This window comes from Vibrio cholerae ATCC 14035 (assembly GCF_000621645.1).
Classification (GTDB): domain Bacteria; phylum Pseudomonadota; class Gammaproteobacteria; order Enterobacterales; family Vibrionaceae; genus Vibrio; species Vibrio cholerae.
The window spans coordinates 39,919-51,531 of the sequence record NZ_KK211322.1 but is presented as its reverse complement, the minus strand read 5'-3'; the positions used below and the strand labels follow the sequence as shown (position 1 = coordinate 51,531).

The following is an 11,613-nucleotide window of genomic DNA, read 5'->3' as shown; positions in this document are numbered from 1 at the left end:
CGAGAGGATTCGAACCTCTGACCGCCTGGTTCGTAGCCAGGTACTCTATCCAGCTGAGCTACGAGCGCGCAGGTTGTGAACTATATCACAAATATTTTCTTCTAGAACAAAAAAATTGACCATAGGCCAATAAATGGCGGTGAGGGAGGGATTCGAACCCTCGATACGGCTATAAACCGTATACTCCCTTAGCAGGGGAGCGCCTTCAGCCTCTCGGCCACCTCACCACTTTTATATTCCAGAAGAATATGGCGCGTCCGAGAGGATTCGAACCTCTGACCGCCTGGTTCGTAGCCAGGTACTCTATCCAGCTGAGCTACGGACGCGCTGTGGCTTATCGAAATAAGCATTGCAAGAAATGGCGGTGAAGGAGGGATTCGAACCCTCGATACGGCTATAAACCGTATACTCCCTTAGCAGGGGAGCGCCTTCAGCCTCTCGGCCACCTCACCGTCTTGCGGAGGCACATATTACGATTTACCAAAAATATGTCAAACACTTTCTTGGTGAAAACTCGGCAAAACAACTCAACCGTTGGCAAATTAACCAAAGCGCTGAGAATTTGCACTTTCTAAATAAAAACACGGGGATAAACAAAAAGGTCGGCGTTAACGGCCGACCTTTCTTCGATAATTAGTAGTTGCCAGACGCAACGCCACCATTACCTTTTTCAGCTTGAATGCGCATGTAGATTTCTTCACGGTGCACAGACACTTCTTTCGGTGCGTTTACACCGATACGGACTTGGTTACCTTTTACACCTAATACTGTCACGGTCACTTCGTCACCGATCATCAGGGTTTCGCCAACACGGCGAGTCAAAATAAGCATTCTTAGCTCCTTGAGTAATCTCTGTATTTTCTTGCAACCACACTATTATCCATCAAAAGTTATGACATCGTAAACTCTCAATGGTGCCCGTTTAACCTAAAAAGGTTTGTTTTAGACCAAACTCTTGAGGGATTTCCGACGTCACATAGGTCTCGTGCAAAATATTTGCCGCACGATCCACATTTGCAGGGTCTAACATTAGCATAGATGATTGTTCCGAGGCCGAGACATAACGCACATCGATGCCATGTTGCGCTAAGGTCTGACGTGCATGGGCAACTAATGCCCCGGCTTGTATACCGACCTTGGTGATGAGGCTCACGGGCTCTGAACCACGAATTTTATCTGCGCCGACTAATTGTAGCTTGGCATAAGCATCGCGTTTAATCACAAATGCACTATTGGTAGGCTCTTCAATGGTTGTGCAGACTTCAATGCCGAGCATTTGGCACTGCTTGATGATGCTTGGGAAAGATTCACTCTCCACTCTTATCAGCGCCATATCGCGCTGAAGAGCAATACCACATACTGCGTGAGTTGCGGCACTGCCTTTAATTAAACTGCCTTGGTTCACTTCAAAGGTAGAGAGCACTCTGAGTGGCACTGCATGCTTCCAAGCATACTGCACGCACGGTAGGTGCAACACTTTTGCACCTTTGCGCGCCATCTCTTCCATGGAAGGAAAATCAATCACATCCAGCTTACGAGCACTTGGTACAATGCGTGGATCACAAGTGTATATCCCATCGACATCAGTGAATATTTGGCATTCGTCGGCATTCAGTGCCCCAGCCAATGCCACAGCACTGGTGTCTGAGCCACCACGGCCTAACGTAGTGATATCCCCATTTTCATTAATGCCCTGAAAACCCGCGACTATCACAATAAAATCTTGTTCTAGCAACTCGGTAATCGTTCGAGTATCAATATGTTTAATCGTCGCGTCATTGTGTTGATTGTCCGTCACAATATTCGCTTGAGCTCCGGTTAGTGAGCGGGCGGCATAGCCCATTTTGTGCAGTGTCATTGCCACTAAGGCCATTGACACCTGCTCACCAGCAGAGAGCAAAACATCAAGTTCTCTAGCGTTTGGTACGCTATCTACTTGTTGAGCTAAACCCACCAGTCGATTGGTTTCCCCTGCCATGGCAGAGACCACTACGACAACTTGATTGCCATCATTCTTCGCCTTAATGATGTGTTCGGCTACGGTTTGCATTCTTTCTATTGAACCCACCGAAGTTCCGCCGAACTTTTGCACGATAAGGGGCTTTTTCACCAGTATTCACCTTCCCAAGACCAAAGTCTCATCGGGATCAAACTTGCTTAACATACATGTCGAACAAGGTTTGATCGTCACCAAAATAAAACCAAGCGGCTAATTGGCTTAGTCTATATTTGCGCCAATTAAACCACTTGGTAGACCAGATAAAATTACGCTCAATCAACAAATATTGATTGAGCGTAATCTATTTATCACTGTTATAGACGCTCGGCAATCCAAGCGTCGACAGACTCTAAGGCCGATGGCAGAGCGTGAGCATCTGTCCCTCCAGCTTGAGCCATGTCAGGGCGGCCACCACCCTTACCACCGACTTGTAGTGCGACCATGTTGACCAGCTCACCCGCTTTGACTTTATTAGTCAAATCGTTGGTTACGCCCGCAATTAGGCCAACTTTGCCTTCAGCCACATTACCCAGCATGATGATGCCGCTGCTTAATTGGTTTTTGAGATCATCTACCATGCCACGTAGCGCTTTGTTGTCTGCACCGTTGAGCTGCGCAACCAGTACGTTAACACCCGCGATCTGCTTAACTTGGTTGATAAGACCCGCGCTCTCTTTCGCCGCCAGCTTATCTTTCAACTGTTGGATCTCTTTCTCCAGCAGTTTGGCTTTTGCCGCCATTTCAGACACTTTGGCATCATGCTGTGCTTGCTGTGCGTCGAGGTAATCTAATGCGCCTTCACCAGTCACCGCTTCAATACGGCGAATACCCGCAGCAATACCACCTTCAGAGATGATCTTAAACAGACCAATATCACCCGTGTTGCTCGCGTGGATACCACCACACAGCTCAGTTGAGAAGTCGCCCATCGACAGCACGCGCACTTGGTCATCATATTTCTCACCAAACAGCGCCATCGCACCTTTCGCTTTCGCTTCATCAATATTCATGATGTTGGTTTCGATACTGTGGTTACGACGAACTTCTTGGTTCACTAAACGTTCTACTTCTTTAATCTCTGCAGCGGTCATCGCTTCCAGATGTGAGAAGTCAAAACGCAGTGTTTCAGCACGCACTAGAGAGCCTTTCTGCGCCACGTGTTCACCCAGCACTTTACGTAGTGCAGCATGCAACAAGTGAGTCGCCGAGTGGTTCAGCGAAATTGCCGCACGGCGCTTTTCATCGACGATGGCATCCACCTGATCGCCTGTCGCCAATACGCCTTGGGCGAGCACACCGTGATGCGCAATCGCGTTACCTAATTTTTGAGTATCTTCAACATGGAAAATACCTGCGTCGGTTTTCAAAACGCCAGTATCGCCGCATTGACCACCTGATTCTGCGTAGAATGGCGTGTTGTCTAGTACGATGATGGCTTTATCACCGGCTGACAGCGTAGAAACTTCCGCGCCCTCCACGAACATTTCGCGTACCACACTTTGGCCACGACTCGCCGTGTAACCGCAGAATTCGGTATTGGTGGCGGATTTGATCAGCGAATTATAGTCCGTACCAAATTGGCCGGCCTCACGAGCGCGTTGACGCTGCTCTTCCATCGCTTGTTCAAAACCCGCTTCATCAATGCTAAAGCCACGCTCACGCGCCACATCATTGGTTAAATCCGCAGGGAAGCCGTAGGTGTCGTAGAGTTTGAAGACGGTTTCACCATCCAGCACTTGGCCTGATAGTTGATCCAGCGCGTCATTCAGAATGCTCATGCCGCGATCCAGCGTACGTCCAAAGTTTTCTTCTTCGATACGTAGCACTTTTTCAACCAGAGCTTGCTGCTTTTTCAGCTCAACGCCTGCAGTACCCATCACTTCCGCCAATGGTCCCACCAACTTGTGGAAGAATGCACCTTGCGCACCGAGCTTATTGCCATGACGAACGGCACGACGAATGATACGACGCAGTACATAACCACGACCTTCGTTAGACGGCATCACGCCATCCACAATCAAAAAGGCACATGAACGGATGTGATCCGCGACAACGCGCAGAGACTGATTAGTCAGATCTTGGTAACCAATTGCGTCTGCGGCTGCTTTGATCAGCGTTTGGAATACGTCGATTTCGTAGTTGGAGTGCACGCCTTGCATGATCGCGGAAATACGCTCAATACCCATGCCCGTGTCCACAGACGGCTTAGGTAGCGGCTCCATCGTGCCATCCGCATGACGGTTGAACTGCATGAAAACGTTGTTCCAGATTTCGATAAAACGATCGCCATCTTCCTCAGGTGAGCCTGGAGGTCCACCCCAAATGTGGTCACCGTGGTCGTAGAAGATTTCAGTACATGGACCGCAAGGACCAGTGTCACCCATCTGCCAGAAGTTATCCGAATCGAACTTCTTGCCGCCTTTTTTATCGCCGATACGAATAATGCGATCAGCAGGAATGCCGACTTTTTTATTCCAAATATCAAAGGCTTCATCATCGGTTTCATAAACCGTCACAAGCAAGCGCTCTTTCGGCAGTTGCAGAACGTCAGTCAGAAACTCCCATGCATACTGGATCGCATCTTCTTTGAAATAGTCACCGAAACTGAAGTTACCCAGCATTTCGAAGAAAGTGTGGTGACGTGCGGTGAAACCGACGTTTTCTAGGTCGTTGTGCTTACCGCCCGCGCGGACACAACGTTGAGCGGTCGTGGCGCGAGTGTAGGCGCGCTTTTCCAAGCCCAAGAAACAGTCTTTAAATTGGTTCATCCCTGCGTTGGTAAACAGCAGGGTCGGATCGTTAGCAGGCACCAGAGAAGAACTTTCTACAATTTGGTGACCTTTGCTTTCAAAGAATGAGAGGAACGCGCGGCGCACCTCATCCGTGCTCATAAACATGCAGCTCTTCCTGAAATACTCAAGTTAGAATTTTGCGCTATTGTAAAGCAAGGATAACAGTTCGCCTAGTTTCTTCTCTTCAGCAAACTGAATGTGTGTCGAGCAGCAGCTCCGCCAAGATGCATAAAATCCAGAGCAGGATTAATAAGAGGAATATAGAGGGTGAAAGCGATTACTCATCACTCTCACTGGCTTGAAGTGCATAACGTATTTGCTCAAAGTTGAAACCACGGTACTGTAAGTACCGAACTTGTTTGGCGTATTGCGAGCGCTCGTGGCTGATGCCGCTTTTGAATTTCTTGTGTGCGACCTCTTTCGCTAGTTCAAACCAATCTATCGTTTGCTCGGCGAGGGCTTGCTCAATCACCTCTTCCGCGACCCGCTTTTCTTTGAGTTGCTGGCGCAAACGCTGCTCACCGTAACCTTTATGAACGATTTGTCGAGCCTGACTCGCTGCGTAACGGGCATCACTCAAATACCCTAGCTCTAAAACGTACTTCACAACCTCATCAATCACTTCTGTAGGATGACCTTTGAGGGCTAATTTTTGGTGTAGCTCATATTCGCTATGATCGCGGCGACTCAGAAGTTGCAAGGCACTTTGTCGGCAAGTGGCTAAGTCGAAACTCATGGAACTCCCTATTAGGCTAACGGTGAGTTTTGAGTCACTCACTCAATTAGCAGCCAAAAAGAAGCCCTGCATTGCAGGGCTTCATTCACATCGAGATTGAGAGGTTGAACCTCTTTGCATTCAGCCTGCCGATTAAAACTCTTCTGGCACTGCACCAAATTCTACATCATCAGCGGCAGAAGCCGTTTCACCAGTCAGTTGCATATTTTCTGGGTTAAGCAGCATTTCACGTAGTTTTTTGTCTAGCGTCTTAGCAATCTCTGGATTTTCTTTCAGATACTTGCAGGCATTCGCTTTACCTTGGCCGATTTTATCGCCGTTGTAGCTGTACCAAGCACCTGACTTTTCAACCATCTTGTGTTTCACACCAAGATCGATCAATTCACCTTCACGGTTGAAACCTTGGCCGTACATGATCTGAGTGTTGGCTTCTTTAAACGGTGCCGCAATCTTGTTCTTCACAACCTTGATACGGGTTTCGTTACCAACCACTTCTTCGCCTTCTTTGATTGCGCCAGTACGGCGAATATCCAAACGAACAGAAGCGTAGAATTTCAGTGCGTTACCGCCAGTGGTGGTTTCTGGGTTACCAAACATCACACCAATCTTCATACGAATTTGGTTGATGAAGATACACATACAGTTGGATTGCTTGAGGTTACCCGTCAGTTTACGCATCGCTTGCGACAACATACGCGCTTGAAGACCCATGTGGCTATCGCCCATTTCGCCTTCGATTTCCGCTTTTGGTGTCAAAGCCGCGACTGAGTCAACAACAATCACATCTACCGCACCAGAGCGAGCCAGTGCATCACAAATTTCCAGTGCTTGCTCGCCGGTATCAGGCTGAGAAACCAGCAGCTCATCGATATTCACGCCCAATTTCTTGGCATAAACCGGATCCAACGCGTGCTCGGCATCGATAAACGCACAGGTTTTACCTTCACGTTGCGCAGCAGCAATCAGTTCCAGAGTCAGTGTCGTTTTACCCGAAGATTCAGGGCCGAAGATCTCAACGATACGTCCCATTGGTAGGCCACCAGCACCCAACGCGATATCCAGAGACAGAGAACCGGTCGAAATGGTTTCTACATCCATCGCGCGGTTGTCGCCTAAGCGCATGATGGAGCCTTTACCAAATTGCTTTTCAATTTGACCGAGGGCGGCCGCAAGTGCCTTCTGTTTATTCTCGTCCATTACTCTCTCCGGATAGTCACTCTCAGGTGATAGGTAATTGTGTCGAAATCGGGTCGACGCTGATTTGTCATGTTGGGGCTCATTATACTGTTGATTTGTACAGTGTCCACCCCTGTGTAGAAAAAAGTTTGGCTCAGTTAACGTTTTGAACCTGATCGGCTGCGAGATGCTCAATCAAGCTTTGCAACACATGCGCTATGGCTTGCTGACGCACTTGTTCGCGCTCACCCGTAAAGTGGCACGTTTCCACTTTGAGCCAACCTTGAACACTGGCAAAGCCAAAGCAGACGGTGCCAACTGGCTTTTCTGCACTACCGCCACCGGGACCAGCAATGCCACTAATCGCAGCTGCTAGCGTAGCCCTTGAATGAAAGAGCGCACCAAGCGCCATCTCTTCAACGGTCTGTTCAGAAACTGCACCAAATTGTTGTAATGTTGCTTGCCGAACACCGAGCATTTCTTGTTTAGCTTCATTACTGTAAGTCACGAAGCTGCGATCAAACCATGCCGAACTTCCAGCCACTTCAGTCACCCAATAAGCCACGCCACCGCCGGTGCAAGATTCTGCGCTAGCGAGGATCTGCTGCTGGTTAGCCAGTAGCCCTCCTAACTGCTCACTCAAGGAATGTAGTGTTTTCATACGCTTGCCTCTCGCTTCTGTTTCATTGTGTCACTGGTGTTTCATTTTGCTCGGTAAAACTGCAGGCTAAACTACCGAATTAGGCGCTAATTGCAATCGTCCCAAATAGAAAGAGTGCCCTTGGGCACTCTTTCTCGGTCTAATTTCAACCCTCGCATTTCAAGCATCAGATTTCAAACATCAAGCTACCCGGAGCCAAGAATGGCCAGCGTAGGACGCTCGGGCTACTTTGCCCTTCACTGGCAAAGAAATAGCCCACTTGCGGTGTGGCGAAGACTTGATCGCCGCGACTCAAGCGTTTTTCGCTTAAAGAACGATGTGAAAGTTTGGCTTCCCACAACTCTTGGCTTTGCCAACCGACAGGTGCTAACTCAACGCGCACTTCTGCCCCAACAGGGTTAATGGAGACCACTTCAAACGGCAATGAGGCTTGGCTGTTCTCTTTATCCGACAGAGCCAACTCATGGCTGCGCACATAGAGCAAACCACTTTGACGTGTCGCGTCACTCTCAGGTGGCTGAATAAAGGCTGAGCCATTGACCCACTGGCCATTTTGCCACTCACCCACAAACTGATTAACGTTCCCAAAGAAATCAAACACAAAGCGGCTATTGGGCTGAGCGTAAAGCTCAACCGGCGAATCGATCTGCTCAATGCGGCCATTACTCATCACCACTACGCGATCGGAAAGCTCCAACGCTTCATCCTGATCGTGGGTCACAAACACGCTGGTAAAACCTAACTCGTCATGCAGGCTACGCAGCCAACGGCGCAGCTCTTTACGCACTTTGGCATCCAAAGCGCCAAACGGCTCATCCAACAGTAGCACTTCAGGTTGGGTTGCCAGTGCGCGAGCCAGCGCAATACGCTGTTTTTGACCACCAGAAAGCTGCTCTGGATAACGATGTGCCAAATGGCCAAGTTGTACGATTTCAAGCAGTTGCTTCACGCGCTTTTGAATTTCCGCCGGATTTGGACGCTGAGCACGCTCCATCACCTGCAAGCCAAACGCTACGTTATCGGCCACCGTCATATGACGAAACAGCGCATAGTTTTGGAACACAAAGCCGACTCGACGATCGCGCACATGCACATTCGTTACGTCACGATTTCGAAAATGAATCGTACCGGAATCCGCCCCTTCCAACCCCGCAATAATACGCAGCAAAGTGGTTTTTCCTGAACCAGATGGCCCTAACAAACCAATCATTTCACCATCTTCAATCTTGAGAGAAAGCGGGGCAAGCGCCTGAAACTGGCCAAAATGTTTAGAGATATTATCTAGACGAATGCTCATAAGGTTCCCTGCTCATTATGCTCGACCGCCTGAAGGCGCTCTTGACGCCACTCGACCAAAGCTTTCAGTAATAGTGTTAATAGGGCGATAAACGCCAGTAGCGAAGCGCTAGCAAAGGCCGCTTGCGATTGATAATCCTCGTACAGAAGCTGTACATGCAAAGGCAAGGTATTGGTTTCACCACGAATGTTGCCTGAAACCACCGCTACCGCGCCAAACTCCCCCACCGCGCGAGCATTGGTGAGGATCACGCCATAAATCAGCGCCCACTTAATGTTAGGCAGAGTGACTCGGCGAAACAGTTGCCACCATGATGCGCCCAAAATCACTGCGGCTTCTTCATCCGAACGTCCTTGCTGCTGCATAAGTGGAATTAGCTCACGCGCCACAAACGGACAGGTCACAAACACAGTCACCAGTACAATGCCCGGCCAAGCAAACATGATTTGCAGATCGCGCTCATACAACCATTCACCCAACCAGCCACTGGTGCCATAGAGCAGCAGGTAAAGTAACCCCGCCACCACCGGAGAAACAGCGAACGGAATATCAATCAAGGTGATCAAAAACTTGCGACCAACAAATTCAAAGCGGGTCACTAGCCAAGAGAGCAGCACACCAAACACCAGATTGATTGGCACTGTCAGTAGCGCCACCACCAGCGTTAACCCAATCGCGTGGCGCGTATCGGGGTCATTAAAGTAACTAAAATAAGCGCCAATGCCGTTGGCAAACGCTTGTTGGAAAATGCTCAGCAGTGGGATCAGCAGCAGTACGGCCACCAATAGCAGAGCCAATGCGATCAAACTCCATTTCACCCACGGCTTTTCACCAACACGTAAAGGCTGAGAATGTGCCATACACTGATTCCTTATCGTCCGTGAATGCGACGCAGATAAGCGCCTTGCCAGAGGTTAATCATCAGCAGTAACAAAAGTGAAGTCAGCAGCACAACCGAGGCAATCGCACTCGCCGCTGGGAAATCAAACTCTTGCAGACGCACGAAGATCATTAACGAGGTAATTTCGCTGATGTAAGGCATGTTGCCGGCAATAAAGATCACCGCTCCGAACTCCCCTAAACTGCGCGTAAAAGACAACGCGGTTCCGACCAATAAAGCGGGTTTGAGTGAAGGGAGAATCACTTTCCAAAACACAGCAGCGTCGGATGCACCTAACGTCATGCCCGCTTCTTCTTCTTCACGGGAAATTTCTTCTAACACAGGCTGAACCGTGCGCACCACAAAGGGAATACTGGTAAAAGCCATCGCCACAATAATACCAAGTGGCGTATAAGCGACCTTGATGCCTAACTCAGCAAGTACGCTACCAATCCAGCCATTGGCCGAATACAGCGTTGCCAAGGTAATCCCTGCCACCGCGGTGGGCAGCGCAAAAGGAAGATCGACCAGCGCATCAAGAATGCGTTTGCCGGGAAAAGTGTAACGCACCAACACCCAAGCAAGCAGCAAACCAAACAAGCCATTAAACAGTGAAGCAATCAAGGCCGAGCCAACCGTTACTTTATAACTTGCCACCACACGAGGGTCGGCAATCACTTGCCAATACTCGCTAAAGGTCATGTTGCTGGTCTGCATGATAAGCCCAGTGGCAGGCAGCAGCAGGATCAAGCTGACAAACAGCAAAGAGACACCGAGGCTCAACGCAAAACCGGGTAAAACCCGTTGCTGGCGCGGGCGAGAGTGTGCAAGCGTTTGACCCATAAAACCTCTTTCGATACATCAGGGTGGAATTAAGGTTGCCCATCCATTGGGCAACCTAGAGAAATGTCAGACAAGATTAGCGGCGCAGCAGTTGATCCAATTTAGCCCCATTGGCGAACTGGGTTTTCATCGCTTGCTCCCAGCCACCGGCGATCCCTTCCACAGTCAGCAATTCAACGGCGGGAAAACGCTCAGCAAACTCAGCTTGTACTTTGGCATCGTGCACACGGTAGTTAAATTCTGCAAGCAAACGCTGTGCTGGCTCACTGTACAGGTATGAAACGTATTCGGTCGCCACATCATAAGTCCCATTACGTTTTGCCACTTTCTCCACTACCGCGACAGGGAATTCAGCCAAAATCGAGGTTTTCGGCACCACCACTTGGTAATCATCCGCACCGTATTGCTGACGAATGTTATTCACTTCCGATTCAAAGGTGATCAGCACATCGCCAATCCCACGCTCAACGAATGATGTGGTTGCACCACGACCGCCAGTATCAAATACCGCGACGTTAGCCAGAAACTTCTTCAAAAACTCATCTTGCTGCACTTGGTTATCCTGACCAAATTGTTTTTGTGCAAAGCCTAGCGCTGCCAAGTAGGTGTAACGCGCATTACCTGAGGTTTTCGGGTTCGGGAACACACTTTTCACATCATCACGTACCAAATCACTCCAATCTTGGATGTTCTTTGGGTTGCCTTTGCGCACCAAAAATGCGGTGGTGGAGTAATAAGGCGAGCTTGCGTTTGGTAGCAGGGTTTGCCAGTTTGCTGAGATCAGCTTGCCTTTGTCGTGCAGAATTTGCACATCGGTCACTTGGTTAAACGTCACCACATCTGCCGCTAGGCCTTGCAGAATAGAACGCGCTTGAGCCGATGATCCAGCGTGCGACTGTTTAATTTCGACCGTCTTCCCTGTTTTTTGTTGCCAATGCTCAGCAAACACAGGGTTGTAAGCCACAAACAGCTCACGAGCAATATCATAAGATGAGTTGAGAATGGTTTGATCGGCCGCAGAGGCTTGGAACGAGCCTGCTAGCAGTAACGCTGTTAATGTCGATTTAATTCGGTTCATGTTGTTCTACTCCAGAATCACAAGTGCCAAGATGGCTTCCTTTATGCTGCTAGATTATGAGGAAAATCGTTTATAAAAAAGAACATTAATAGAACGTTTTGGAATAATTTCTAGCAATAAATTGTATGCCGAAGATAAAGTCGTTCTTATA

Annotated in this window: 10 protein-coding genes and 3 tRNA genes; all 13 read right to left on the bottom strand. The window is 49.0% G+C overall.

The genetic code is table 11. The features are described from left to right. Positions 1–134 precede the first annotated feature (134 nt). Positions 135–227 (bottom strand) — tRNA-Ser (locus T411_RS0115935). A 22-nt stretch (positions 228–249) separates the two neighbouring features. Next, positions 250–326: transfer RNA gene (locus T411_RS0115930), tRNA-Arg, on the bottom strand. Positions 327–359: 33 nt separating this feature from the next. Next, a tRNA-Ser gene (locus T411_RS0115925) sits at positions 360–452 on the bottom strand. A 181-nt stretch (positions 453–633) separates the two neighbouring features. Further along, positions 634–831 (bottom strand): carbon storage regulator CsrA, encoded by a 198-nt coding sequence (csrA, locus tag T411_RS0115920; RefSeq protein WP_000906485.1) that lies wholly within the window; start codon positions 829–831, stop codon positions 634–636. Positions 832–922: 91 nt separating this feature from the next. Beyond that, the gene (locus T411_RS0115915; RefSeq protein ID WP_001912545.1) at positions 923–2,110 is read right to left on the bottom strand and encodes an aspartate kinase; all 1,188 of its coding nucleotides are present in this window, start codon (positions 2,108–2,110) and stop codon (positions 923–925) included. 203 nt (positions 2,111–2,313) lie between these two features. Next, on the bottom strand, positions 2,314–4,896 hold the full coding sequence (gene alaS, locus T411_RS0115910; protein ID WP_000481018.1) for an alanine--tRNA ligase: 2,583 nt from the start codon (positions 4,894–4,896) through the stop codon (positions 2,314–2,316). 172 nt (positions 4,897–5,068) lie between these two features. Then, positions 5,069–5,527: a recombination regulator RecX gene (recX, locus tag T411_RS0115905; RefSeq protein WP_000006850.1), complete on the bottom strand. Its 459-nt coding sequence runs from the start codon at positions 5,525–5,527 to the stop codon at positions 5,069–5,071. A 132-nt stretch (positions 5,528–5,659) separates the two neighbouring features. Next, the gene (recA, locus tag T411_RS0115900) at positions 5,660–6,724 is read right to left on the bottom strand and encodes a recombinase RecA (RefSeq protein ID WP_000344156.1); all 1,065 of its coding nucleotides are present in this window, start codon (positions 6,722–6,724) and stop codon (positions 5,660–5,662) included. Between the two features lie 133 nt (positions 6,725–6,857). Further along, positions 6,858–7,364: a nicotinamide-nucleotide amidase gene (pncC, locus tag T411_RS0115895; protein WP_000853809.1), complete on the bottom strand. Its 507-nt coding sequence runs from the start codon at positions 7,362–7,364 to the stop codon at positions 6,858–6,860. A 166-nt stretch (positions 7,365–7,530) separates the two neighbouring features. Then, complete coding sequence (locus T411_RS0115890) at positions 7,531–8,661, bottom strand: sulfate/molybdate ABC transporter ATP-binding protein (protein ID WP_000027778.1); 1,131 nt, start codon at positions 8,659–8,661, stop codon at positions 7,531–7,533. Beyond that, positions 8,658–9,521 carry a sulfate ABC transporter permease subunit CysW gene (gene cysW / locus T411_RS0115885; RefSeq protein WP_000951359.1) on the bottom strand — a complete coding sequence of 288 codons (864 nt, stop codon included), beginning with the start codon at positions 9,519–9,521 and terminating at the stop codon, positions 8,658–8,660. Before cysW ends, T411_RS0115890 begins: the two co-directional genes overlap by 4 nt. Positions 9,522–9,532: 11 nt before the next feature. After that, positions 9,533–10,384, bottom strand: a complete 852-nt coding sequence (cysT, locus tag T411_RS0115880) for a sulfate/thiosulfate ABC transporter permease CysT (protein ID WP_000531809.1) — start codon at positions 10,382–10,384, stop codon at positions 9,533–9,535. Positions 10,385–10,460: 76 nt separating this feature from the next. Continuing rightward, on the bottom strand, positions 10,461–11,462 hold the full coding sequence (gene cysP / locus T411_RS0115875; RefSeq protein ID WP_001079839.1) for a thiosulfate ABC transporter substrate-binding protein CysP: 1,002 nt from the start codon (positions 11,460–11,462) through the stop codon (positions 10,461–10,463). Positions 11,463–11,613 lie beyond the last annotated feature (151 nt).